Source organism: Caballeronia sp. DA-9 (assembly GCF_051615025.1).
GTDB lineage: Bacteria > Pseudomonadota > Gammaproteobacteria > Burkholderiales > Burkholderiaceae > Caballeronia > Caballeronia sordidicola.
In genome coordinates, this window is record NZ_CP195133.1 from 957628 (window position 1) to 983725 (window position 26098).

Genomic DNA, 26098 nt, shown 5'->3' on the forward strand with positions numbered 1-26098 from the left:
CCTGAATCAAAGCTTAGAAGCGGTGACGAATGCCAACCGTTGCCGACACTTGATTCGGGGTCGACGACATGCCTACGCCGGTGATCGGAGCGCCAAGGCCCGTGCCGTCGAGGTCGATTGCGTGGACGTATTCGCCTTGCAGGTACACGTCAGTGCGCTTGGACAGCGAGTAAGCCGTTTGCAGGGCGAACTGATGGAACGACGGCTTCTGACCATCGATACGTGCGTCCGTGTAGGTGTACTCGCCAGCCAGGCTCAGTGCCGGGGTCAGTGCGTAACGGCCATTCACTTCGTAGTTGTTGAAGCGAATGTAGTTGCCGGTCTGAATGCCGTTGGTCGTGCCGATTGCGCCGCCAGCGATGCCGATTGCATCTTCAAGCTTCGTTTGCGTGAACACGAAGCCAACCGTTGCCGGGCCGAACGCGTAGTTCAAGCCAGCACCGTACGTGCGCTGCGTGCCAGCCACGAACGTGTTGTCGCCAGCAACTGCACCGCCGCTGTTCGACAGAGCCGTGTTGACGTTGGCGCCAGTCGTGTCGTTGTTCAGTTGCAAGTAAGCAGCAGCAATGTTCAACGGACCGTAGTTATACGATGCGCCAACGCTGTATGCGCGGTTGTTCGCGAAACCAGCAGCCTGGTTCGAGAAGCCGTACTGAGCGCCGAACTTGAAGCCAGCGTAGTTCGCGCTTTGGTACTTGACCGAGTTGTTCACGCGGAACGAGTTGTCGAGGTTGTCGTTGTCGAACGGGTGTGCGAACTGCGTACCACCGTACTGCGTGCCGGTCAGAGCCAACGGGCCGAGGTAATCGACCACGGAGTCATATTGACGACCGAGGGTCACAGCACCGTATTGCGTGCTCGACAGACCAACGAATGCTTGACGGCCGAACTCGCGACCACCTTGACCCAGCGTGCCGTTAGCAATGCTGAAGCCGTTTTCCAACGTGAAGATCGCCTTCAGGCCACCACCGAGGTCTTCAGCGCCGCGCAGGCCCCAACGGCTGCCGTTCACCGAGCCGCTCGTCATCTTGAAGTTGTGTTGGCCGCCTTGGTTGTTCGTGTACGTCAGGCCGGCGTCGATCAAACCGTACAGCGTGACGCTGCTTTGTGCGTGAGCAGCGGTTGCAAATACGCCCGTCAGGGCGGCGACCATAAGAGTCTTCTTCATCTTTGTAACTCCGAGAGCAGTTTGGGTCTGACAACCCAGGCTTGAAGGAAACCTTCACTCCGACGCGCTGCGAGAGGCGCTGTCGGGTGATTTCATGTGGCAATGAATTGACACAGTCGTTTCCGGACCAGACGAAGTGTAAAGACGGCGTTACAGCGATGGCATTCCGATTTCCGCAATAAAGTATTCTGCTATCGGCAATGATGGGAAAAGCTTGTCGAAGGCTTGACTGGCAAGGCTTTGCGAGGGATTAGGAAGGGCGAGAGGCAGGTGTCAACAGAATGACGTTGCGCAATTGCTACAAGTTTAATCGTTAAAATACAACGCCAATAATCCGAATTGCCGATTGTTGACGGATCAGCAATAGATGATTGCCAGAACTGTGGATGATTACTCCTTGATGCACCGCTATACTTAAATCGCTGCTTTCCAAAGCAGACTTTTTCGTTGACGGAAAAGATCTCCAAACCTTGTCAGCGCGACTTCCAAGTCGCGCTTTTTTTTTCGTCCAAAGCAAATCACGCGTGCGATCGGCTTCAGACGTTATCTAATTAGTGGCCTAATGCCTAATACGCAGGCTCCATATCCCCTTCCGCTTGTTCCTGCTTATCGGCGGTGTCGGCATTATCAAAGACTGGTGGGCTTGCTATCGTCCAGTCTTCCATCACGTAATGACGGGCGTCCATTGGCGACGACAACAGATTTTGCCAATGATCGCCATGCCAAACCGGATGGAAACCTCGTGGATCGAAATCGGCCAGAGGCGATTTATCCATTTCGGCTCGTCCTTCTGCGGGCAACGGCACTACAAAAGTCCTGATCCACGAAAACATGCTTTTGAGTTCGGTCGTCACAGCATGACCTCCTTAAAAAGTGTTTGCGGTACACGTTTATGATGCCGAGACACCGCTTCGGTAACAAGACTCGTAAACGCTTACGATTGGATAAACACGGTTACATTCGAAGTAAATAATTCCGATTCATAAGCTTCACCTTCTAAAGCCGCAATTGTTGCGATCAATTGCCCTTTCGGCTTTCCGACGCGATAGCCGGACTTAGCGGATTATGTGGCGGTTCGGCCGTGAGCTAAAATGGACGATCGTTTCACTGAATCCATGCGCGTATCGGCTTCCCGGCCTTCGCGCCCATTTCTTTTTTAGTGGCCCGCAGCCTTGCTCTCAATCGTTCCGTCTCTCGCCTGCGCCGAACCGCTGGTTTTTGTCGATCTGGAAACAACGGGCGGCAGCCTCGGGGTTCATCGTATTACTGAAATTGGCGTGGTTGAAGTAGGACCGTCCGGCGTGACGCAGTGGAGTTCACTCGTTAATCCGCAGCAGCCCATTCCGTTCTTTATCCAGCAACTCACCGGCATCAGCGATTCGATGGTGCGCGATGCGCCGACTTTCGATGTCATCGCGCAGGATTTGCTCGCGCGTCTCGACGGCAGGTTGTTCGTTGCGCACAACGCGCGCTTCGACCACGGTTTTTTGCGCAGCGAATTCAAGCGCACCGGCATCAAGTTCCAGCCAGACGTGCTGTGCACGGTGCAGTTGTCGCGCGCGATCTATCCGGCCGAGCGCCGTCATGGTCTTGATGCGCTGATCGAGCGGCACGCGCTCGTGCCGTTCGCCCGCCATCGCGCACTCGCCGACGCCGATCTGCTCTGGCAGTTCTGGCAGCACCTGCACAGCGCGCATTCCGCGGACATTCTTCGCGGCCATATAGAACAGGTGACGCGGCGTTTCCGGCTGGCAGGCGATATAGATGAAGACACGATCGAGCGGATTCCAGCGGGTTGCGGCGTCTATGTGTTCTATGGCGAGAACGACGTGCCCTTATATATAGGGCGAAGCGTGCGTTTGCGTCAGCGGGTGCGCGCGCATTTGTCGGGCGTGAAACGGTCAGCGAAGGAGCAGCGGCTTGCCGGACTCGTCAGGCGCGTGGAGTGGACCGCGACGGGCGGCGAAATCGGGGCGATGCTCGAAGAAGGGCGCTCGATCGCACGGCTCAATCCGGCGCACAACCGTGTATCGAAGGCACGTCGCGACGATCCGCGCGGTGCGCCCTGGCGCTATGCCGGGGCCATTGCTATTGAAGAGGCGGACGCCGCGACGGGCGCGCGCGTCTGGCATGTCGTGGATGGCTGGCAATTCCTTGGCACGGCAACATCGCTCGACGAAGCCGCGCGCCTGGGTTCGTCGGTCATGTCAACCGGTTCGCTCGCGAGTTTCGAACTGTCGACTTACCGGATTCTCGGCGAGCGCTTGTCGCGCGGATTGAAGGTCATTCCGCTCGGCGCGGCCTTGCTGACGAATATCGAGTCCGCCTGACGCAGTTCGATCAACCGACGGCGCCAATACCTCCCGAAGCGCAGACGTGCGACAGCGCGCGGGCAAGCGGTGCGTTCTGGGCGGAGTCGTATCGCGTCAGGTGTTTCCAGCGCGCGATGCTGCCGGCGAGCCGTAAAGGACAGTCATCGGTGTGACGCAAAGGCTCTACGCGAGCCAGCGCGCCAAGCAACGAATTCGTCACGCGATCGAGTTGCGGCCGCGTATCGCGGGCGAGATCCGGCGGCGTGCCTTCTGGTGGCTGCGACTTGCGCCAGTTATCGAATAGCGCGTTCTGCACGTCCTTGCTTGCCTCGATCTGATCACGAAAGAAGACCTGTGCGAACGCTGGATCGATTCCGGCGGCTTTCGCGCGGCTATTTATGTTTGCCAATAGCGCGGATTCGCGAGGTTCATCGGTAATGGGCACGTGATGCGCCCACTTCCAGCGCGCGACCGGTTCGGCCAGGGCAAGCCGTTGCGACGACAGCGCGATGAGATTCGTGAGCGGCGTATCGTCGCCGTCGGCAAGAACAGTCGATGGAAAAATCGCAATGATTGCAGCGAACATGGCCACAAACGCGGCGGCTCTCAGCGAGCGCAAGATGAAAGTGGAAAACATGAGGGACCGGTAGCGTGCAAAGAGCTGCAGCTTAACCCATGGTGTTTGGAGAAGTTTTCACGTGCGACGCGCGCGCGGCAACACGGCGTCGCCGAAAAGAGATGCCGTGTAGTTCAGACGTGCAGAAGCCGCAACCCGTTTGAGGTCTGCACGAAGCCTGCATATGCCTGGCACATGCGGCGAATTTCATCAATTACTTCGAATCGCACAGGTTGCGCTGTTCGTCGAAAAAGGCCCGGACATGTTCCGGCAGTTCCGCGAGAAATTCGACTGCGATCGGTTCTTGATCAGGACATTGCACCTTGTCGGGTGCCGGGATTTTGGTCGGCTTGGCGTCCATCACTTGCTCTCCTTGTATAGGTCGATTATCAATCTCGACTCTGGCTTCGCGCTAGCGTCGAATGCGCGGTTGGAACTTTTCCCGGTTCCTTTGTTGCTTTAACGGAACACCAATGGCGTGACTTAAGCATGTCACAGTTAATAGCCCACTTTGCGTTTCCCCGATCACGCAATTCCATCGTTTCATGGACGCTTCTAAATCAGCGCGGCATTAACCACAATTCATCACGATCCCTTTATTGCCGATTGCCATGCTGCTTTGCGGCAAATATTTCGCAAGCCGTTTCAACGTTCACTGGATGCGCCAAACGCGCGGTGCGGCATGGCGCAAACTGTCGCATAACGCGCTCTTCTAATATTGATAACGGCAGTATTTCTGCGCGGTTGACCGATTTATTAACTTTTAAAAAACTTTTTCTCACCTATATGTCTGGAAGCGTACACAGCGCATACAAGCGCGTGTTGGCAAATTGGATAAATCCGAAACATCGGCCGAGCGACGCAAAAATGTTTGTTTTCACACGGAATTAAAGTCGCGAGCTTAAAGCATCACTTTAAGTTCACGACGCTGAACGTAACGGAGAAACGGCACTTCGCCGGTTTCGAAGCTCCAAATTGCTCACCGCCAGGCTGACTGTGCGGGTATCGAATCGACTGAGCCCGTGGCGAGCGCAAGCGCAGCCGCAGCGGACAACGCCCCGCTGTAGCTGTCCGAGTCCGCATTGTTCGCCGCCAGCAATTGATTTTGCGCGAGCAAGGCGTCGGTGACAGAGCCGACGCCTTGCTCGTATGCATCGAACGCGGCGTCGTAGGTTGTCTGCGCGGCGGCCAGCAAATCCTTGGCGGCGGCGTGGGCGGCAAGGCTCGTTTGCAGCGCGTTCTGGGCGGTGACGATTTGCCGGACCGCTTCCTCGCGGCTCCGGGCAAGGCGTGTCGATGCACTGTCGGCATCGTTGCGCGCCTGCGCGAGTACTGCCGAGCGCAAGCCGCCGTCGTACAGCGGTATGGTTACGCCGACGATCACGCTGCCGCCATAACGCCCGCCGCTCAGGTTCACGGTCGGCAACTGCTGACCGATGCCTGGAACGGCCGATATGGAGGAACTGCCGGTGTTGTATGCGCCGTTCGCCGAGAGAAAAACCTTTGGCATGAATTCCGACTCGGCCGATTTCACCTTCGCCAGATTGATGCGCTCGGCGGCGTAAGCGCTCAACACGTCAGGCCGCCGGGCAATGGCGTCCGATACGATCCGCTCGATCGAATCATTCGCCGGCGAGGGCAGGGTCCGCGTCGGCATCTCGGCGATCACGGGTTTGGACAGCGGAGAAATTCCCATGGCGGAGATGAGCGCCAGATAGCTGTTGCTTTCGGCGCCCTGCGCCTGGACCAGCGCGAGCTTCGCCTGCGCGCGGTTCTGATTGGCCTGCGCTACTTCGATCACCGTACCAATGCCGTGCTTGTAGCGCGCCTGCGCCGCGGCGAGGATGGCGTCGGCGTTATCGAGCCCTTGCCGCGTTGTGACAATACGGGCGCGCGCGGCCTGATATGCATAGAACGCGACGCTGACGTCGAAGATCACCTGCTGATGAACCGCGGTGAAGCCGATGTTCGCCACCACCGATCCCTGCGATGCAGCCTCGACGCGCGCGGCGCGTCCGCCGAAGTCGAACAGAAGCCATTGCAGAGACAACACCGAGGTCGCGCCATGTCCCGATCCACTGGCTGACGAGTCACCGAGCAAGGATGAATTCGGCCTTTGGGCGCCCGCGTACTGCCCCATTGCCGCAACCGACAATTGCGGAAGGTAGGCGCTTTTCGCAATGCCTGCCGCGAGCGCCGCATTACGCGCGTCGTTCCACGCGATGCGAGTGAGCGGATTCTCCGATTCCGCCAGGTCGATCAGTTCGGCCAGCCCGTACGCGTGCGATTGTAAAAGCGCCGGCGGAGGCGGCACGGCAGCGAACGCGGGATTCGCGGGCAGTTGGTAACCATGGGCCGACGCTGAAGTTGACGCCGACGCCGGACCCGGCACGATGGCGCCGGCTGCGTCCGTTTGCGGTTGCCAGGGCCGGTCGGGACTGTCCGGCGCCATGTCGAGAGACGACGTGGCGCAGCCGGCCAATCCCGCTGCGGCCAATATCGTCAGGGCGAAAGTGGGCTTAAGCCGGCGCATGAATCGTGATGCCCTTCGCGGCGTCATCGGGCGCGGCGTGTTCGAGTTGGATGAGGCGTGCATTACCGAGATTCAGCAACGCGGCGTGTGCCTCGTTGTTTGATGCTTCCGGCAAAGGTGGCTGCGTCGCGGTGGTAGTGGTTTCGTCCGGCGCACCTGGATCGAGCCGCCTGATCCATTCGTCGATGGCGGTATCGTCCGGTTGCCTTTCGGCGAGCAGGAACATCGGTCCTTCAAGCGCGCCGAGCCTAGCGAGCGCGGAACGGCGTTGCGCGATCCACTGCGAATCCGGGCGAACCCATGACGGTTCGTAATGCATCAGCGCGAGATCTTGTTCCAGTGCGCCGCGCTGCGCCATGGCGCTCGCGGCCTGCGCGCGCAGCGTGCTGGGTTGGGCCAGCCGCGCAATCTGCGCCCACTGCCGTTGCAGCGAGGCGATTCCCTCGTCCACGCGCGCGGCGACGCTCACGGGCCACACGCGAGTGAAGACGAGGTAGACGACCACGTTGCCGATCAGAATTCCTATCGTGCGGTCACGCGCTATGGTCAGGTCGAACGCGGGCGCCGCGCCCTGGATCACGCACATGAAAAACACCAGGGCGATCTGGAATCCCGCATAAGCGATGCGCGGCGAACCGAATGCGATCCAGGCGGCAAGCCATGTCCCAAGGAACACGATCGCCATCAATCCGGTGACGGACGTGGTCACAGGCATCACGAAAACGATCGCGGCCGTGCCAAGCACCGCGCCTATCAGGCATCCGGTAATCCGCAGCATCATTTTCTCGACGGTTTCGGCGGTCGTGCCGAGCGACACCATATAGACAGTGATAAAGCAGGTGTGAATGCCGGGCCAGTTGATTTGCGTATAGAGCAAATAGCAGAACATGGCTGCCGCAGTGGTCTTCAATGCATAGCGGACATGGTCGGGGTTCGTGAACGCGTCGGGCAGAAAGAACCCACCGGCCTTTTCGGCAGCCGGCGGAGTTGCTGCGTCAACTGCCGCCTTCGATTCTTGGACTTCTTCAACTTCTTCAATCACGGTAAAGCGGGTAATCGCGCGCTGCAAATCCCCGGCGACGATGCGTGCCAGCGGCGAGAGCCCTGTCGCGTCGGGCAGGTTGAGTTCTATGTCGACTGGATAACCGCCCGCTTCCAGCATGCGGGCCATATTCTCCAGCGTCTCCATGATCGGGCCAGCAAACGACGCCGGCAGCCGGCTCGACGGTTCGCGGACGGCCAGATCAGCAGCAACCAGAATGGCGAGCGTCGACGACACCGCTTGTTTGAGCGCCGCGGCATCCGCGCGCGCCGTCGAGCCTTCGAGCACCGAAAGCTTCAACCATGTGCCGATCTTTGCATCGCCCTCGCGCAGGCAGGCGGTAAGCGCGTCGCGTGTCGCTTCCGGCTCGGCGAGGCTGCGTGCTGCGAGTCGCAGGCGCTTCGCCAGTTCCTGACCGGCAAGCCGCCGCGGCGACGGAGCAAGCAGCATGTTGACGCAAACCGATATCCCGAACGGAATTGCAACCATCAACCAGGCGTAGAGCAGCGCGCGCGTCGCCACTTCGCCAAACGGCACGCTGCCGAGTTCGTCCAGCAAAAAGCCGACGATCATGGCGAGGATCGCGCCCACCGGCCGCAGCTTGCTCGCCGATGTCACGAACAGCAGTCCGAACGATAATCCCGCGATGCACGCAACCCGCCAGACCGGGTCGTTGAGCGCAAACATGGACACAATCAAAATGATTCCGATGAACGTGGTGACCAGCACCAGCATCGCCACGCTCTGCACCACGCTCAACACGCGATCGGGCAGGGTCAGGAAGAACACGACATAGGCCGAGATAGCCGCTTCCATGGTGCCGTACGCGCTGGTCACGAACACCGTCAGGGCGCAGATCAGCGCGACGCGGAACGTGATCGCCGCTCGTCCCGGAAAGGGCGCAAGCAGTTTCAGGAGGTCGGCGGCGCCTGGCCGGACAAGATCACCGGCAGGCCGCGCCATGCCGGACCTCGACTATTGCACTTGCGCCGATCCGCACCAGCCGGGCGGCTGGCTCTTCCAGACGCACCCGTACGGGGAAGCGTTGGGCGACACGCACCCAGTTCACCGACTGCTGCACGATGGGGAGGGTGCGAGGCAGATTGATCCGGTCCGAATCGGAAACGCCCGCGCCGATGCCGATTACTTTGCCGCGGATCGCCTGGCTTCGGTCGATCATCGAATAGACGGTTGCGCAATCGCCGGGCTGGATCCGGGCGAGTTCCGTTTCGCGGAAGTTCGCGACGGCAAACCATTCGTCCGCGTTGACGAGCGTGAAGATCGACTGGCTCGGCGCGACCGTTTCTCCCGCGAGCACGGAGAGGCCCGTGACAAAACCGTTGGTCGGTGCGCGCACGATGCTCGAGTCGAGGCTGTGCTGGGCGATCGCGAGCGCGGCCTCGCGCGCACGCACGATGGCGACTTCGCCGGCCTCGTCGCCGATAGTTTGCGAGGTCGCAAGCTTTTGTTCTTGTGCCTGTTTCAGGGACAGCGCGGCGTCGCGTTGTGCGACCTGCGCCTGGTCGAACTGCTGGATCGGGACGTAGCCTTTGGCCACGAGCGGCGCAAGCCGCTGCACACTTCGCGACGTCAGTTCATAGTTGCGCGCGGCCTTCCCGGATTGATCCCCTGCAATATTCGCATTCGCACGCTCGCCGACAATCGTCTTGCGCCGCGTGATGAGCATTGCGCGAGCGAGATCGAGGTCGGCCTGGGTCTGCGCGACGAGGAGGCGAAACGGAGCCGGATCGATCTCGAAGAGTACATCGCCTTTTGTGACCCGCTGGTTGTCTGTCACAGCCAGCCTGACAATCTTGCCGCCCACTGACGAAGCGACGTGAACCACGTCGGCATCGATCGTCGCGTCATCCGTCGATGGAAACCGGGTTGTCCGGTCATATGCGTAATACAAGGCCGCAAGGCCGAATGCAACGATCACACCCGCGATCACGCGGCCCATGAGTGAGGTTTGGCGCTTGCCGGCCATTTTCATAAAAGCTGTCCTGTTCCCGAGAGCCAGAAAAGCACGGCGACCGTGAGGCCGATGGACATGCAGACAAAAAGCTGAAACGGAACGATCTGCGCGTATCCGGTTGAAACGAATATCCGATGAGCGATCAGCGCGCCGGCAAGGCCGATCAGCGCGCCCAACAACCAGAGCGGAAAATAGGCGCCGAAAATCTCATACGACGGTGCGCCACGCAGCGTGCATCCCTGCAACGCGAAGGGGACAGTCGAGATGGCCGAAAGATACCGCGTGCGGTGCGAGATCAGGTCGCGGGAGCTTGTTTGATTTGGCTTGAGCGGCATTGCGGCGTGGTGAACTGTGGGAAATCCATGAAGGCCATGAAAATCAAGGGCACTTTACCAGCGCGGCACATGCATTTCGACACATTCCGCTATCGCACAACTCTTATTACATATTGGCGCAAAACGTACGGCAATTAGAAATTATGAGATGTCGCTTAGGGAGATTGCCTTTCTCGTGCGAGAGTCAAATGGTCGCCGCAAAAACAAAAAGCCCAGTCCGAAGACTGAGCTTTTTGCTTGATTCTGTTTGGTGCCGGAAAGAGGAATCGAACCCCCGACCTTCGCATTACGAATGCGCTGCTCTACCGTCTGAGCTATTCCGGCATCAGAGAAACGAGATTATAAGGACGTTGCGCCGAGTTTGGCAAGACCCCGGATCAATTCTTTTCCGCGTGATAACGCGTGACGCGCTCAACCTCGTTCTTCGATCCCAGGAAGACAGGGACGCGCTGATGCAGGCTGGTCGGAACAATATCCAGAATGCGTTGCTCGCCATCGGTCGCGGCGCCGCCTGCCTGCTCGACAATAAACGCCATCGGATTCGCTTCGTACATCAGGCGCAGCTTGCCCGGACGATCGGGCGTACGTTTGTCGGCGGGATACATGAAGACGCCGCCGCGGTTCAGGATGCGATGCACGTCGGCGACCATCGACGCAATCCAGCGCATGTTGAAATCTTCCTTGCGCGGACCGTCCTTGCCTTCGTTCAGCTCGTTCACGTACTTCTGAACCGGCGCATACCAGTGACGGCTGTTCGACGCGTTGATTGCGTACTCGCGTGTCTCAGCGGGAATCTGCATGTTGCTTTGCGTGAGCACCCACGAACCCAATTCGCGGTCGAGCGTGAAGCAGTTGACGCCATAACCGGTGGTCAGCACGAACACGGTTTGCGGACCATAGACGGCATAGCCGGCTGCCACTTGCGCCGAACCCGGCTGCATGAACGCTTCTTCGCTCGGCTCCATGCCGTCGGGGCATCGCAGCACGGAGAAGATGGTCCCAATAGACACGTTCACGTCGATGTTGGACGAGCCATCGAGCGGATCGAACGTGAGCAAATAATTGCCTTTCGGATAGCGATTCGGGATCGGGAAGATTTTTTCCATTTCCTCCGACGCCATTGCCGCGAGATTGCCACCCCATTCGTTGGCTTCGAGCAGGATTTCGTTCGACAGAATGTCGAGTTTCTTTTGCACTTCGCCCTGGACGTTCTCGCTGCCGGCCGTGCCCAGCGCTTCGCCCAATGCGCCCTTGCTGACCTGATAGCTGATCTGCTTGCACGCGCGCGCAACGACTTCGATCAACAAACGCAGGTCGGCGGGGAGGTTTTGATGTTCGCGCTGCTGCTCGATCAATAATTTGGTGAGCGTGGTGCGACGGGAAATCGATGAAGGGGTCGACATTGCGTTGGGCTCCGGGAGCGTTAAGACGAATGCCCCAGATTCTACCTGCTCGGATTGTGTGTCTTGATGTCACAAAAACCGAGCGCGTCCGATAGAAGAAAAAACCGGCGCCGAAGCGCCGGTTTCAGGGAAGAAGCTGGCCGTTGTGAATTATTGACCGAGCGCTTTTTCCACAATCTCCCGGACATCTCGCGACTTGACCTTCGACGCCACCTGTTCCAGCGCCGCATGCGCCTTCTCGCGCAAGGCGGGCGTGTATCGGCGCCATTGTTCGAGCGTGCGGGCGAGGCGCGCCGCGACCTGCGGGTTCATTGCGTCCAGTGCAATGACCTGTTCTGCCCAGAAGGCATAACCCGAACCGTCGGCGGCATGAAATTGCGCCGGGTTGGCGCCGCAGAAGCTGAAAATCAGCGAGCGCGCGCGATTTGGGTTTTTCAGCGTGAACGCCGGATGGCGCATGAGCTTGCGCACGATATCGAGCACATTGCGCGCTGGGCCGCCGCGCTGCGTGGCCTGGAGCGAGAACCATTTGTCGATGACAAGCGGCTCGTTCTCGAATCGCGTGTAGAAGTCGCTGAGCGCGGCGTCGGCGACGGTTGTGTCGACGGTGCCCGATGCACCCGCCGTCAGCAAAGCGAACAACGCCGCAGACCGGTCCGTCATGTTGTTCGCCGCGTCGTACTGCGCGCTTGCAAGTTCGATGGCGCGCGCAGGCTCGTCGAGCTGGCTCAGATAGGCGAGGGCGAGGTTTTTCAAGCCGCGCTTGCCTGCGTCGTCCGGCGTGGCCCGATATTCGCCCGGCGTCCGGTTCGCTTCATACGCGGCGAGCCAGCGATCGCGCAGCCCCGTTGCCAGACGTTTGCTCACGAACACGCGCGCCGCGTGGACCGCCGCCGGGTCGGAAACCGCCATCTGCTCGGCCAGATATCCCTCCGACGGCAACATCAGCGCGAGTTCCCGGAATGCGGGCGTGAGTGTTGTGTCGTCCAGCACGTGCGCGAACGCGGAGATCACCTGGTCGTCCAGCGCGAGTGCCTCGCCCTTCGATGCACGATCGGCCAGCGTCAGCAATTCGCGTGTGGCAAGGCGCTGTCCGGCTTCCCATCGGTTGAACGGGTCGCTGTCGTTAGCCAGCAAGAAAGCAAGCTGTTCATTCGTGTAGTCGTACTCGACCACCACCGGCGCCGAAAAATTACGCAGCAGCGAAGGCAGCGGCTCGCTGGCGACGTCGGTGAAAACGAAGGTTTGCTCCGGCTCGGTGAATTCCAGCACGCGCGTCGTGCCTTGCGCTTCGTGTTCCCCTTCGAGCTTCAACGGGAGATCGGCGCCGTCCTTGCCGATCAGACCGACCGAGAAGGGAATCAGCAACGGACCTTTTTGCGTCGCGCGCGCGGCCTCCGACGCCTCGCCGTAACCTTGCTTGAGCGTCAACGAGTAACGCCTCGCTGCCGCGTCGTATTCGGTGCGCACCGTGACGCGCGGCGTTCCCGCCTGGCTATACCAGCGCTCGAACTGGGAGAAGTCGCGGCCATTGGCGTCCGCCATGGCGTAGCGGAAGTCGTCGCACGTCACGGCCTGGCCGTCGTGGCGCTGGAAGTAGAGATCCATGCCGCGCCGGAAGCCGTCGCGCCCGAGCAGCGTCTGGTACATGCGCACGACTTCGGAGCCCTTCTCGTAGACGGTCATCGTGTAGAAGTTGTTGATCTCGACGTAGCTTTCCGGCCGTACCGGATGCGCCATGGGGCCTGCGTCTTCGGCGAACTGCATCTGGCGCAACACGCGTACGTCGTCAATACGCTTGGTCGCGCGCGCCGCGTCGCTCGCGGCGCCCGGTTCGACGCCGGCGGCCATATCGGCGGAAAATTCCTGGTCGCGGAAGACGGTCAGGCCTTCCTTCAGGCTCAACTGGAACCAGTCGCGGCACGTCACGCGATTGCCGGTCCAGTTATGGAAGTACTCATGACCGACAACCGCTTCAATATTGCCGAAATCGACGTCGGTCGCCGTTTCCGGGTTGGCCAGCACGTATTTCGTGTTGAAAATGTTCAAGCCCTTGTTTTCCATCGCGCCCATGTTGAAGTCGCTCACAGCGACAATCATGAATCGGTCCAGATCCAGTTCCAGTCCGAAGCGCCGCTCGTCCCATTCAATGGAATGAACCAGCGAATCCATGGCGTGCTGGGTTTTGTCGAGGTCGTGCGGCTCGACCCAGACCTGCAGCAGTTTTTCCTTGCCCGAGCCGGTTTTCATGCGTTGCTCGAGTTTGACGAGCGAGCCCGCGACCAGCGCGAACAGATAACTCGGTTTCTTGAACGGATCTTCCCAGCGGGCAAAGTGCCGGCCGTCTTCGAGGTCGCCTTCTTCAATCAGGTTGCCGTTCGACAACAACACGGGATACGCCGCCTTGTCGGCGCACAGCGTGACCGTGTAGGTGGACATGACGTCCGGGCGATCGAGAAAATAGGTGATGCGGCGGAACCCTTCGGCCTCGCATTGCGTAAAAAAGTTGCCGCTCGATACATACAGCCCGGACAACGTGGTGTTGGCGGCCGGGTTGCACACGCTTTCGATGGTCAATTCGAACGAGTCTGGAATATTGCTTATCGTCAAACCGTTCTCATTTACACGCACGTCAGCATGCGGGCGGCCGTCGAGCGTTGCGCCGAGCAATTCCATCTGCTCGCCCATCAGTTCGAGCGTGGCCGCCGCGGCGACGTGCGGATTGCGGCGCATGCGCATGGTGTTGCGGACCACGGTCCGCTCCGGCACGAGGTCGAACTCGAGCGCGACGGTGTCGATCAGGAATGCGGGCGGCGTGTAGTCGGCGCGGCGGATTACGGCGGGTGCGGTCGAGTTGGACATGTCGGTTCGAATTGGGTTGGGAGCGGTGCCTCGGCTTTTAAGTGAATCGAGGCGGCCTTGTATCGGATCATTGTACAAAGGCTCGGGAGAACGTGGGCTCGATTCGGGGTTGGCCGGATAGCCTATTCCCCGAACTTCAACAGGGCATTACGGTCTCTTAACAAGGGGAACAGGGCAATATCCATGCTGTGCAAACGAGCATCTGCAATGACGGGACTTGCGAAAAATCAACAGAAGGAATGAGGTCTGCCATGACGTTCGGACGGTTGTGCGGGGAATGGAAGGGGGCGGCGCGCCTGGCGCTGATCGCGGGTTTCGCGCTGTTGAGCGGGTGCACCACCTACGTTCACACGCAGGTCGCCGCATTTTCGGACTGGTCCGGAACCGACGCGACCCGGACTTACGCCTTCGCGCGTTCGACGGAGCAGCAAAACAGCATCGAACAAAAAACGTATGAAGCGCTGGTTGCCAATGAACTCGCCACGCATTCGTTCCGGCAGGTACCGGACGCGGATGCAAACTACAGGGTGGAACTTTCGTATTCTATTCGCGGCGACATGATCACCGTCCGGCAGCCGGTCTATTACGATCCGTGGCCCATGTACGGCGGCTGGTACGGAAGGCCTTACGGCTGGGGCGGCTATGAAGCGTGGGGTGGCTGGGACATGGGGCCCGCGGGATATGTGGATCAAAGCTACCCGGTGTTTGTCCACGCGCTGCAGATCCGGATGACCGACCGGGCCAGCGGGCGCGAGGTGTACAAGGTGAGCGCGAGTAATTCGGGCGGCGAATCGTCGCTGCTCCGGGCAATGCCGTATCTGATCCGCAGCGCGCTGGCGGACTTCCCTCTGGGCAACGGCACGGTACGCACGGTAAAGATTCCGCTGGATAAGAACGGCGGCGCCAGCAATGAGACGGCGGTGGCGGCGGGTACTCAAAGCCGTCCGGCAAGCGCTCCTGCGGGCGTGCCAGTGCCGGTGCAATAGCCTCAGTAAAAGCCTTCTTGGCTTAACGAAAGAAAAAAATACCGACATGGCATGGGCGGGACGCCCGTGCCATCGTTTAGTTGCACGTCTCGAAACATCCAAACTCCCGCTAAAAACCAGCGTTGCACCGTGGCCAGACATGGATGGCGTGCGCACCAAATCCGGCAGCCCCTTATATGCAATTAAATTCGAAACGAGATATATTTCGAGGATGAACAATCCCCGCAACGCTACGCTTCGTGCCGCTCCTGAGCCAGCAACCTGGGACGCGCGGCTCGCCCGGCGCCTGGTTACGCCGCTCGTCGGTACACCGATTACTCCGAACCATTTGACGACACTGCGCCTTCTGATCGGCATGGTGGGCGCTTATTATTTATCGGTAGGCAGTTTCTGGACATGCAGCCTTGGCGCTTTGCTGATCGCCGTGTCAAATTTTGTCGACCATACTGATGGCGAACTGGCGCGTATCAGCGGCCAATCCAGCAAGATCGGTCATTTTTACGATCTCGCGTGTGATTCCGTTGTGACGGTGGCGCTTTTCGTAGGCCTTGGCTTCTACGTGGGCGTACATCATCCTTCCATGATCGTCCCGGCGCAGTGGCTCGGTGGTGTGGCGGGCGTTGCAGTTGCACTGATCTTTTTCCTGCGCATGCGGATTGAATCCATGGCGGGTAAGAACGGCACGAAGCAGGCGTCAGTGGCGGGATTCGAAACCGAAGACGTGCTGTATCTGCTGCCTTTTGTGACTTTGTTCAACGGCATGACGCCGTTCCTTGTCGCGGCGTCCATCGGCGCGCCGCTGTTTGCCGTGTGGGTCGTGGTGGATTATCAGCGCGTGGTGCGCCGCGTTGCACGAAGCACGACCTCCAGCAAAGACGCCGACGGCCAAGACTTGCAGGCTGTTCAATGAATTCAACTGTCAATCCGGCATCGGCGCACCCGTTCGGCGGCAACGCTGCCGGGCGCGAACGCAAGCAGGCTGTCGACGAGATCCTCGCCGCGCATCTCCAGCGCACGTCCCCCGAGCCACAAACGGCCAGGCGTCATCAGGCCTTCGATGACCAGGGCGCATTCCTTTATCTGGAAGACTTTCTGCCGCGCGAGTTCACGGAAAAGTTGGTCGAGGCGGTGCATGCGGTCACGCCAGCCATCAACCGCAACTATTTGCCGGGCCACAAGCAGGGTGGCAGCGTCAGCCGCCATGCCATCGATGAACTGGCGCCGTTTATTGCCGAGTTGTATCGGTCGCCGGCCCTGATTCGCTGGCTGGAAAAAATCAGCGGCGACACGCTCCAGGAATCTCCCGCCGACGATCCGCACGCCTACGCGTTGTACTTTTATACGAAGGCAGGGGATCACATCGGCTGGCATTACGACACGTCATATTACGACGGGCGCCGTTACACGCTGCTGCTCGGCGTGATGGACGATTCGTCGTGCCGCCTCGAATACGAACTGCACACGCGCACGCCCGAGATTGCGGATCAGCCGGGTTCCGTGCAGATTCCGCCCGGCGGCCTTGTTTTCTTCGATGGCGACAAGCTGCGCCATCGCATCACGCCTGCTCGCGCGAACGAATTCCGCGTGTCGCTCACTTTCGAATACGTCACGAATCCGAATATGCGGCCGTGGCAACGGTTCGTATCGAACATGAAGGATTCGATCGCGTATTTTGGTTTCGGCCAGGTGTTCCGCCGCAAAGGCGGGAAGAACGGCGCCGCATGAGCCGCGCTGGAACTGTCCTTCTGTCGCTCGGCGTGGTGTTGTTCATCGCGCTGCTGGGCTGGCAGGGTTTCGGTTCCGTTGCGACGGCGCTCGCTGCAGCAGGCTGGGGCCTGCTCGCGGTGGCGATGTTTCATCTGCTGCCCGTGGTGATCGATGCGCTCGCGATCGAAACGCTGTTCGCCCGCAATCAACGCGATGTCACGTTCCGCGACGCACTGCTCGCGCGCTGGACCGGCGAGTCGGTCAACAGCCTGATGCCGGCCGGTCAGATCGGCGGCCCCATGTTGATGGTGCGGTATCTTTCGCAGCGCGGCATGCGTGCTCGCGACGCCGCCGCCGTCATCACCGTCAGCACGACCATGCAGTCTGTCGGACAAATGATCTTCGCAATGATCGGCCTCGCGTTGCTGAGCAGTTATGCGTCGGGCGTGGGCATGGTGCTGCCGGTGTTGATCGTGATCGTGGTGTGTTCGTTGATGGTGGTCGGATTCTTCTTTGCGCAGCGCGCCGGTTTATTTGGCCGCGCAACGCGCTTTGCCTCCCAGTTCGCCGCGCGGTTTTCGAAGAAACGCGACTGGTCGTCGCTGGTGTCGCGCGCGCAGGCCGTCGATGGCGCCGTGCTCGAGCTCTACAAGAAGCCTGGACCGGTTGCCGCGAGTTTCGCGCTGAGCCTGCTTGGCTGGATAGTGGGCACGGGCGAAGTGTGGCTTGCGCTGCATTTGCTTGGCTCGCCGGTTGGCTGGGCCGAAGCCCTCATGCTTGAAAGTCTCGGACAGGCCATTCGCGGTGCGGCCTTCGCCGTGCCCGGTTCGCTTGGCGTGCAGGAGGGCGGTTATCTGCTGCTCGCGCGCCTGATCGGCCTGCCGCCCGAAACCGCGCTCGCACTTTCGCTCGCCAAGCGCGCGCGCGAATTGCTGCTGGGTTTGCCGGGCATCGTTTATCTGCATTTCGCTGAAAAGGGCTGGCAGCGCCGTCGTCTCGCGCGCGTGCCGGATATCGAATAAAGCCTTGTCCATAGGATCATCATGCGCGCAATCATCCTTGCCGCCGGGATGGGATTACGTCTCGTTCAGCCGGAAGGGCAGCAAAAGCCGAAGTGCCTGCTGCGTTTTGGCGAATCGTCGCTGCTTGAACGTCATCTGCAACTGCTGAAGTCGGCGGGCGTGGATGAGATCGTTTTCGTGCTCGGTTTCAAGCACGAAGTCGTGGAAGAAGAACTGGCCGCGATCGACTGGAAGCCGCGTACCGAAGTCGTCGTCAACAATGAGTTTTCGCTTGGCAGCGTGTTGTCCGTGCACACGGCCGCCGAAGCGCTGACGCGCGGCGGCGACGTGCTGCTGATGGACGCCGACGTACTGTATGACGAGCGCATTCTCGAACCGCTGGTGGCGGGCGTGGGGCCGGTGAACCGCCTGTTGATCGACCGCGATTTCGAAGCCGGCGACGAACCCGTGAAGCTTTGCGTGGCGAATGGCGTACCGGTGGAATTGCGCAAGCAGGTGCTGGCCGATCTGCAGTTCGACGTGATCGGCGAGTCGGTGGGTTTTTTCCGTTTCGACGAAACCGCTGCACGCCGTCTGGCCGAAATCGTCGCGGGATATGTCGCGACGGGCCGCGCCAACTTGCCGCACGAGGAAGCCGTACGCGATTTGCTGCTGGAGCGCAGCCAGGTATTCGACGTCGCCGACGTGACAGGCGCGCCATGGATCGAAATCGATTTTCAAAACGACGTTAAACGCGCGGCCGACGAAGTCTTGCCGCAACTGCGTCAGCTTGCTGGAGCACTACGATGAACGCACCGTATCAATTACCCGTCGGCTATTCACGCACGCTTCGTTTGCGCGAAATGCTGCAGAGCAATCAGCTTGAATTCTTGATGGAAGCGCACAACGGCTTGTCCGCGCGCATTGTCAAGGAAGCCGGTTTCAAGGCGATCTGGGGCTCGGGCCTGACGATTTCCGCGCAATTCGGCGTGCGCGACAACAACGAAGCAAGCTGGACGCAAGTGGTCGACACGCTCGAGTTCATGGCCGACGCCAGCGACCTGCCGATTCTGCTCGACGGCGACACGGGTTACGGCAACTTCAACAATGTTCGCCGGCTCGTGAAGAAGCTGGAGCAGCGCGGTATTGCGGGCGTGTGTATTGAGGACAAGCAGTTTCCGAAGACGAACTCGTTCCTCAACGGCGAGCGTCAGCCGCTTGCCGAGATGGACGAATTCTGCGGCAAGATCAAGGCCGGCAAGGATTCGCAAAGCGATCCGAATTTTTCCATCGTTGCGCGTGTGGAAGCGCTGATCGCCGGCTGGGGCATGGAAGAGGCGCTGAAGCGCGCCGAGGCTTACCGGCAGGCTGGCGCCGACGCCATCCTGATTCACAGCAAGCTGTCGAAGGCCGACGAGATTCTCACGTTCGCGCGCGAATGGGCAGGCCGCGGGCCGCTCGTGATCGTGCCGACGAAGTACTACAGCACGCCAACTGATGTGTTCCGCCAGGCCGGCATCAGCACCGTGATCTGGGCGAACCATTTGCTGCGCGGCGCGGCGTCGACTATGCAGGCAATCGCCAAGGAAATTCACAGCAGCGAGACGCTTGTGAACGTGGAAGACCGCGTGGCGAGCGTGAACGAGATTTTCCGTTTGCAGGACGCCGAAGAATATTCGACGGCTGAAAGCGTGTATCTGTCTTCGGCGAGTGCATCGCGCAACGCGGTTGTGCTGGCGGCAAGCCGGGGCGCGGGCCTCGAAGCCGTCACCGCCGACAAACCCAAGGTCATGCTCCCAATCGCGGGCAAGCCATTGCTGCGCCGCCTGGTCGAAGCGTTCAAGAAAGAAGGTATCAACGACATTACCGTGGTGGGCGGTTATCGCGCTGACGCCATCGATACGTCGGGCATTCGTCTGGTCGTCAACGAGAAGCACGAACAGACGGGCGAACTGGCGTCGCTCGCGTGCGCGGCGAAGTCGTTCACCGCGGACACCGTGATTTCCTACGGCGACCTCTTGTTCCGCAGCTACATTCTTCGCGATCTGGTCGAGTCCGACAGTGATTTCTGCGTGGTCGTGGATTCGTCGCAGACGCCGCAGGTAGGCGTTGCCTCAACAGACTTTGCGTATTGTTCGACCGCCGATGACCGCGCGCTGTTCGGCCAGAAAGTCTGGCTCGAAAGCGTCACGAGTTCGGCAGGTCCGGCCAACGTGGAATCGAAAACGCCGCAAGGCCGCTGGATGGGCTTGCTCAACGTTCGCGGCGCGGGCCGTGAGCGGCTGGTCGCCACACTCGAACAACTGCAACAGCGCGATGACTTCGCCAGGCTCGACATGGCCGCGCTGCTGAACGCGCTGGTCGCGGCGGGCGAGCGTATTGAAGTGCAATACGTGCACGGCCACTGGCGCGGCGTGAACGATCTCGACGAACTGCGTCAAGCTGGCGATTTCGCGCACGGACAAGCGCCGTACGGTTCGAATGGATCGGCGGGCGCGGAGGCTGGCGCGTGATCGAAGCTGCACAATTTGTCGAAGCCGCGCGCGAGCGCGGTTTCGACTGGTATGCGGGCGTGCCGTGCTCGTACCTGACGCCGTTCATCAATTACGTGCTGCAGGACGAATCGCTGAATTATGTGTCGGCGGCGAATGAAGGCGACGCCGTTGCGCTGATCGCGGGCGTGGCGCTGGGCGCATCGGGTGTGCACCGTGCGCGGCGCGGCGTTTCGATGATGCAGAACTCCGGGCTCGGTAACGCGGTGAGCCCGCTGACCTCGCTGACGTGGACATTCAGGCTGCCGCAATTGCTGATTGTCACGTGGCGCGGCCAGCCCGGTGTCGCCGATGAACCCCAGCACGCGCTGATGGGTCCCGTGACGCCGGCCATGCTGGAAACCATGGAAATTCCTTGGGAACTGTTCCCCACTGAAGCCGACGCAATCGGTCCCGCGCTCGACCGCGCGACCGCGCATATGGACAGCACTGGCCGTCCGTACGCGCTGGTGATGCAAAAGGGCAGCGTGGCGCCGTACAAGCTTGAAAAGAAGGGCTTGAGCGGTGTGCGCCGGCGTGCTTTGAACGAGCGCGCCGAGGTCAAGGCGCAATTCAGGAACGGCGAACTTTCTTCACGTCATGACGCACTTCAGCGCGTGATCGCGCATACGCCGAAAGATTCGACTGTCGTGCTGGCATCGACGGGATTTTGCGGGCGCGAACTCTACGCCATCGATGACCGCGAGAACCAGTTGTATCTGGTCGGATCGATGGGATGCGTGACGCCCATGGCGCTTGGTCTTGCGCTCTCGCGGCCTGACCTGAACGTGATCGCGCTCGATGGCGATGGCGCCGCGCTCATGCGCATGGGCGTGTTCGCCACGCTTGGCGCATACGGCCCGTCGAACCTCGTGCACGTGCTGCTCGACAACGGCGCGCATGAGTCCACCGGCGGTCAGGCGACCGTATCGCGCGGCGTGGAATTCGCGCGCATTGCGTCGGCGTGCGGGTACGCGCTGGCTCTCGATGGCGACGATCTTTCGGTTATCGATCAGTTGTTCGAAGCAAAAGATATCGACGGTGTTCGTTTTGCGCGACTGTCGATCAACACAGGCACGCCTGGCGACTTGCCACGTCCGTCGATCACGCCGGAAGACGTGCGCGCGCGTTTGCAAAAACATATCGGACGCTAGACATCATGCTGCTGCTCAATCCCGGCCCCGTCACGTTGACTGAACGCGTGCGCAAAAGCCTGTTGCAAACCGACTTGTGTCATCGCGAGCCGGAATTTTTCGATCTGCAGGACGAAGCGCGTTCGCGTTTGCTTGCCGCTTACTCGCTCGATCCAAAGGTCTGGACGGCCGTATTGATGACGGGTTCGGGCACCGCCGCCGTGGAGTGCATGATCGCTGGCATGGTCCGCCAGGGCGGGCGCTTGTTGATTGTCGAAAACGGCGTGTATGGGGAACGGATCGCGCAGATTGCCTCCCAGTACGGGATCGATCATGAAGTCGTGAAGTATGCGTGGATGGAAGCGCCGGATACCGACGCGATCATTGCCAAGCTGGATGGCGTAACGAACGTCGCCATCATTCATCACGAGACCACGACGGGCCGTCTGAACAAGATCGATGAGTTGAGCGCGGCGTGCAAGGCGCGCGGTATCGGCTTGTTGCTCGATGGCGTGAGCAGCTTCGGCGCCGAGCGTATCGACTTCGATGGCGGCGGCATCACGGCCGTTGCCGCGACGGCGAACAAGTGCCTTCACGGCGTGCCTGGCGCAGCGTTCGTGATCGCGAAGCGCGAAGCGCTGAAGCACGCGGCGAGCCGCACGTATTACCTTGGCATTACGCGCCTCGCCAAATTGCAGGACGAGCGCAACACGCCGTTTACGCCGTCCGTGCACGCGTATTACGCGCTGGTGGAAGCGCTGCGCGAGTTCGAGGACGAAGGTGGTCTGGAGGCGCGTCACGCGCGCTATGCGGCGCTCGCCGAGCAAGCGCGTTCGGGATTGGCCGCGTTGGGAGTTGAAGGTGCGTTGCCGGCGGAGGAATCCTCGGTGGTGTTGCGTGCGTACCGGCTGCCAAAGGGCGTGACATATCCGGTTCTGCACGACGCGTTGAAGACCGAGGGTTTTGTGATCTACGCGGGGCAGGGCGGTTTGTCGAACGAACTATTCCGTATCTCGACAATGGGGGCTTTGGGTCCAGCCGATATCGACCGGCTGATTGCATCGATTGCGAAGATCGTGCGTCAAGCCTGAAGGTTTTGTTTGAACGCAAAAGGCCGCGACACCTTTCAGGTTGCCGCGGCCTTTTGTATTACTTATGCCATCAATCCCGGTTACAGAAAATCGCCGTGATGAACGGCGCCACGTGATGGATGATCGCATCGCTTCCGGCGGCGCGGACCTTCTCTCTCACTGAATCTTCCCCGCCAATAACCACCGCGCCATACGCCGATTCGGCGATCGGCGCGCCGCTTCCCGTCTTGAAGATGGCGTCGTCCTTCTGGAACCCGACGACGGCGAACACGCCGAAATCGAAGGCAGTGAGATGGCTGCCGCGCGTGGGCTTGAACGCATTGATGGAGTTGGCTTCCACGCGCATGGGCGTGGCTTCGATCACGTGATCCTGCTGCAGCGGCGCGATGAACGCATGCGCGTCCGCTTTGCAATCAAGCAGGGAATCCAGCGCATAAGCGGAGGCGTGCGCGGACGTGACGGCAATCAGAACGGCCAAGCCGATCCGGACGGCGTGGCCAAGGTGTTTAACGCGTGGCTTCATGAGTAGTTTCACGACCGGTGAACAAGCGCTCGGGCGATACCAAAGGCTAAACTTTACCGGGAAGCAGGGAAACGCGCTCAATCTGTAATTTTGTCCGATCCAGCTTGTGTTTTTTTGGGGCGCGTTGGCTTAGTTTAATTACGCCGCAGCCCGTTCCTCGGCGACCCCACGCCGCGCAGCCCTTCGATGCACGCATCGTCCCGCCGAATACGTTTCGAACACAGCGCGGTCATCGCCGAGCATGGCGAACGCGAACAATAGTTCTTCCAGCGATTCAGCGCGCGCGGTGCGGCGTGCGAGAAGCGGCGTGCTGGCCGGATCCAGCACCACGAAATCCGCTTCGCTGCCAGGCTTCAATGTGCCGACCTTGTCTGCCATATCCAGCACCTGGGCCGCACCGGTCGTCGCCAGCCAGAACATGCGCGCCGCCGTCAGATGATGACCCGCGAGCCGCGCAATCTTGTGCGCCTCACCCATGGTTTGCAGCATCGAGAAAGACGTGCCGCCGCCTACGTCGGTTGCGAGCGCCACCGGCATGTTCGATCGAGCCGCTTGTTCGATGTCGAACAGGCCGCTGCCAAGAAACAGATTCGATGTCGGGCAATGCGAGGCCACCGCGCCGGTTTCGGCCATGCGCTCGCGGTCGGTATCGTCGAGATGAATGCAATGGCCGTAGACCGCGCGCGGGCGCAGCAGATCGTAGTGATCGTAGATGTCAAGATAACTGCGATGCCCCGGGAACAGGCTTTCGACCCACTTGATCTCGTCGGTGTTTTCGGCAACGTGGCTTTGGATATAAATGTCGCGGTGCTTTCCGGCGAGTACCGAGCAGGCTTCGAGTTGCGCCTCGGTAGAAGTCGGCGCGAAGCGTGGCGTCAGCGCGTATTCCTGGCGGCCACGGCCATGCCACCGCGCGATGAGTTCGGCGCTGTCGTCGTAACCGGACTGCGCGGTGTCACGCAAGTATTCAGGGCAATTGCGGTCCATCAGCACCTTGCCCGCAATCATGCGCAGGTTGCGCGATTCGCTTTCGCTAAAAAACGCATCGGCAGACTGCTTGTGGACCGTGCAATACACGAGCGCACTCGTGGTGCCGCAAGCCAGCAGTTCGTCGATAAAAAATCCCGCCGTCTCGCGCGCGTAAGCCGGATCTTCAAACTTGCGCTCGGTCGGAAACGTGTACGTGTTCAACCATGGCAGCAGACCCGGCGCGGGCGACGCGATCATGTCGGTCTGCGGATAGTGAATGTGCGAATCGATAAAACCTGGCACGATCAACTTGTCGCGAAGCTCCCTGACGATTGCATCCGACGCCATGCGCGAGCGCAGCGCCGCATACGCGCCCGCCGCCACCACGCGGCCATCTTCCACCAGCAACAGGCCGTCGGTTTCATGCACGGCGTTGCTGTCGGAGAAAGCGGGGTCGCCGCGGAACGTGAGAAGCTGCGCGCGGTAGGCGGTTTGGCGGCTGGGCGAAAGCATGGTTGAAACGTCTCCAGTAAAGCTTGTTATAGCTGTGTCAAAAGCAGCAGCGAGAGCGCGGCGACAATCCACATCGCCGGCTTGATTTCTTTTCTGCGGCCCGTGAAGAACTTGATCACGACAAACGCGAGAAAACCGTACGCAATGCCGTCCGTGATCGAGTAGGTCAGCGGGATCAGGATCATGGCGAGGAAAGCGGGAATGGCTTCGTCGAAACGGCCCCATTCGATCTTCGTGATCGACTCCATCATGAACACGCCAACGAGCACGAGCGCTGGCGCCGTCGCGATTGCGGGCACGAGCGAAAGCAGCGGCGAGAGGAACAGGAAAGGCAGGAAACACAATCCCGCGACGACCGCCACGAGCCCGGTACGGCCGCCCGCCGAAATCCCCGCTGCCGATTCAATGTAGGCGTTCGCCGGACTCGTGCCGAGCGGCGCGGAAATAAGGGCAGAGAACGAATCGACCATCATCGACTCGCGGATATTGCGCGGGTTGCCGTCTTTATCGTAGAGCTTGCCGGCTTCCGAAATTGCCATGAAGGTCGAGAGCGCGTCGAAGAACGACGTGAACAGCATCACGAAGATGAACGGCCAGTAGATCACCTTCAGCGAGCCGAAAATATCGAGTTGACCGAGCGCGGAGAAGTCCGGCGCGGAAAACAGCCCGTTCCAGTTCACGAGGGTTTTCGTGGCGATGGCGGCGGGCCAGTAAGCGGTGCCGTCGCCCCAGAAGCGGCCGATGGGAATCGCGATCACAGTCGTGAAAATGATGCCGAGCATCAGCGCGCCCGTCACCTTGCGCGCCACCAGGATCGTGGTCACGGCAAGGCCGATCAGGAACGTGATGACCACCGGATTGAGCGATGCCGAATGCACGATCGTGACCGGATCGCCAACCACGAACTTCGCGTTGACCAGGCCGATCAGGCTGATAAAAAGGCCGATGCCGCACGATACGGCGTGGCGCAGGTTCGCCGGAATTGCATCGACGACGAGCTTTCGCGCGTTGAACAACGCGAGGACCGCGAAGATCACGCCGGCCCAGAATACGCAGCCAAGCGCGGTTTGCCACGGCATCTTGCCGCCGTGGACCATGACGAATGTAAAGAGCGCGTTCATGCCCATGCCCGGCGCGACCAGCACGGGATTGCGCGCGTACAGGCCCATTGCGCAACTGCCGAGGAAACTGACGATCACGGTCGCCGTCAGCGCGGCAGGAAAGGGAACGCCGGCTTGCGACAGGATTCCGGGATTGACGACGATGATGTACATCGCCGTGAGAAAGGTCGTGATGCCAGCGACAATTTCGGTCTTCGTGCGCGAACCTGCCGCGCGGATGCCGAAGAAACGCTCGAGCGTGGTGGTGTCGTTTGTGATCGATGCCATGATGTTCCCG

Annotated in this window: 22 protein-coding genes and 1 tRNA gene; 9 read left to right on the forward strand and 14 right to left on the reverse strand. The window is 60.3% G+C overall.

What is annotated here, in order from left to right; genetic code table 11:
* Positions 1–13 precede the first annotated feature (13 nt).
* Together ACRWA7_RS20550 and ACRWA7_RS20555 are read right to left on the reverse strand one after the other, a co-directional pair.
* Complete coding sequence (locus tag ACRWA7_RS20550; protein ID WP_060817130.1) at positions 14–1168, reverse strand: porin; 1155 nt, start codon at positions 1166–1168, stop codon at positions 14–16.
* A 566-nt stretch (positions 1169–1734) separates the two neighbouring features.
* A complete protein-coding gene (locus tag ACRWA7_RS20555) occupies positions 1735–2022 on the reverse strand; it encodes a hypothetical protein (protein WP_244163912.1) in 288 nt (95 codons plus the stop codon).
* 318 nt (positions 2023–2340) lie between these two features.
* Between ACRWA7_RS20555 and ACRWA7_RS20560 the strand changes: the two genes are divergently transcribed.
* Entirely contained in the window at positions 2341–3498 is a 1158-nt protein-coding gene (locus tag ACRWA7_RS20560; protein WP_438395771.1) for an exonuclease domain-containing protein, read from the forward strand.
* A 10-nt stretch (positions 3499–3508) separates the two neighbouring features.
* Here the strand turns inward: ACRWA7_RS20560 and ACRWA7_RS20565 are convergent, their stop codons facing one another.
* From ACRWA7_RS20565 to pepN, 9 genes are all read right to left on the reverse strand, one after another.
* The gene (locus ACRWA7_RS20565; protein ID WP_438395773.1) at positions 3509–4117 is read right to left on the reverse strand and encodes a chorismate mutase; all 609 of its coding nucleotides are present in this window, start codon (positions 4115–4117) and stop codon (positions 3509–3511) included.
* Positions 4118–4310: 193 nt separating this feature from the next.
* The gene (locus ACRWA7_RS20570) at positions 4311–4457 is read right to left on the reverse strand and encodes a hypothetical protein (RefSeq protein WP_167353895.1); all 147 of its coding nucleotides are present in this window, start codon (positions 4455–4457) and stop codon (positions 4311–4313) included.
* Between the two features lie 618 nt (positions 4458–5075).
* A complete protein-coding gene (locus tag ACRWA7_RS20575; RefSeq protein WP_438395775.1) occupies positions 5076–6629 on the reverse strand; it encodes a TolC family protein in 1554 nt (517 codons plus the stop codon).
* Complete coding sequence (locus tag ACRWA7_RS20580; protein ID WP_438395777.1) at positions 6616–8634, reverse strand: FUSC family protein; 2019 nt, start codon at positions 8632–8634, stop codon at positions 6616–6618. The genes ACRWA7_RS20575 and ACRWA7_RS20580 overlap by 14 nt, the downstream gene beginning before the upstream one ends.
* The gene (gene mdtN / locus ACRWA7_RS20585) at positions 8615–9664 is read right to left on the reverse strand and encodes a multidrug transporter subunit MdtN (RefSeq protein WP_438395779.1); all 1050 of its coding nucleotides are present in this window, start codon (positions 9662–9664) and stop codon (positions 8615–8617) included. The genes ACRWA7_RS20580 and mdtN overlap by 20 nt, the downstream gene beginning before the upstream one ends.
* Positions 9661–9981 (reverse strand): YtcA family lipoprotein, encoded by a 321-nt coding sequence (locus ACRWA7_RS20590; protein ID WP_438395780.1) that lies wholly within the window; start codon positions 9979–9981, stop codon positions 9661–9663. The genes mdtN and ACRWA7_RS20590 overlap by 4 nt, the downstream gene beginning before the upstream one ends.
* Before the next feature lie 248 nt (positions 9982–10229).
* Positions 10230–10305 (reverse strand) — tRNA-Thr (locus ACRWA7_RS20595).
* Positions 10306–10358: 53 nt separating this feature from the next.
* Entirely contained in the window at positions 10359–11384 is a 1026-nt protein-coding gene (locus ACRWA7_RS20600; protein WP_438395781.1) for a class 1 fructose-bisphosphatase, read from the reverse strand.
* A gap of 150 nt (positions 11385–11534) precedes the next feature.
* Entirely contained in the window at positions 11535–14246 is a 2712-nt protein-coding gene (gene pepN, locus ACRWA7_RS20605; RefSeq protein ID WP_438395782.1) for an aminopeptidase N, read from the reverse strand.
* A gap of 251 nt (positions 14247–14497) precedes the next feature.
* Here pepN and ACRWA7_RS20610 point away from each other — a divergent pair, with 251 nt between their 5' ends.
* The 8 genes from ACRWA7_RS20610 (at position 14498) to ACRWA7_RS20645 (ending at position 22695) form a co-directional block, all read left to right on the forward strand.
* The gene (locus ACRWA7_RS20610) at positions 14498–15232 is read left to right on the forward strand and encodes a DUF4136 domain-containing protein (protein WP_438395783.1); all 735 of its coding nucleotides are present in this window, start codon (positions 14498–14500) and stop codon (positions 15230–15232) included.
* Positions 15233–15443: 211 nt separating this feature from the next.
* A complete protein-coding gene (locus ACRWA7_RS20615; protein ID WP_060817121.1) occupies positions 15444–16142 on the forward strand; it encodes a CDP-alcohol phosphatidyltransferase family protein in 699 nt (232 codons plus the stop codon).
* Entirely contained in the window at positions 16139–16957 is an 819-nt protein-coding gene (locus tag ACRWA7_RS20620; RefSeq protein ID WP_438395786.1) for a HalD/BesD family halogenase, read from the forward strand. Before ACRWA7_RS20615 ends, ACRWA7_RS20620 begins: the two co-directional genes overlap by 4 nt.
* A complete protein-coding gene (locus ACRWA7_RS20625; RefSeq protein ID WP_438395787.1) occupies positions 16954–17961 on the forward strand; it encodes a flippase-like domain-containing protein in 1008 nt (335 codons plus the stop codon). Before ACRWA7_RS20620 ends, ACRWA7_RS20625 begins: the two co-directional genes overlap by 4 nt.
* Positions 17962–17982: 21 nt before the next feature.
* Complete coding sequence (locus ACRWA7_RS20630; RefSeq protein ID WP_438395789.1) at positions 17983–18750, forward strand: NTP transferase domain-containing protein; 768 nt, start codon at positions 17983–17985, stop codon at positions 18748–18750.
* A complete protein-coding gene (gene aepX / locus ACRWA7_RS20635; RefSeq protein WP_438395791.1) occupies positions 18747–20453 on the forward strand; it encodes a phosphoenolpyruvate mutase in 1707 nt (568 codons plus the stop codon). The genes ACRWA7_RS20630 and aepX overlap by 4 nt, the downstream gene beginning before the upstream one ends.
* On the forward strand, positions 20450–21625 hold the full coding sequence (gene aepY, locus ACRWA7_RS20640; RefSeq protein WP_438395792.1) for a phosphonopyruvate decarboxylase: 1176 nt from the start codon (positions 20450–20452) through the stop codon (positions 21623–21625). The genes aepX and aepY overlap by 4 nt, the downstream gene beginning before the upstream one ends.
* 5 nt (positions 21626–21630) lie before the next feature.
* Positions 21631–22695, forward strand: coding sequence for a 2-aminoethylphosphonate aminotransferase (locus ACRWA7_RS20645; protein WP_438395793.1), 1065 nt, complete (start codon positions 21631–21633; stop codon positions 22693–22695).
* Between the two features lie 70 nt (positions 22696–22765).
* Here the strand turns inward: ACRWA7_RS20645 and ACRWA7_RS20650 are convergent, their stop codons facing one another.
* The 3 genes from ACRWA7_RS20650 to ACRWA7_RS20660 all read right to left on the reverse strand — a co-directional run bounded on the left by ACRWA7_RS20650 (position 22766) and on the right by ACRWA7_RS20660 (position 26088).
* Positions 22766–23218, reverse strand: coding sequence for a hypothetical protein (locus tag ACRWA7_RS20650; RefSeq protein WP_060817114.1), 453 nt, complete (start codon positions 23216–23218; stop codon positions 22766–22768).
* Between the two features lie 138 nt (positions 23219–23356).
* Positions 23357–24700 (reverse strand): guanine deaminase, encoded by a 1344-nt coding sequence (guaD, locus tag ACRWA7_RS20655; protein WP_438395795.1) that lies wholly within the window; start codon positions 24698–24700, stop codon positions 23357–23359.
* Between the two features lie 26 nt (positions 24701–24726).
* Complete coding sequence (locus ACRWA7_RS20660) at positions 24727–26088, reverse strand: NCS2 family permease (protein ID WP_060817200.1); 1362 nt, start codon at positions 26086–26088, stop codon at positions 24727–24729.
* Between the last annotated feature and the right edge of the window lie 10 nt (positions 26089–26098).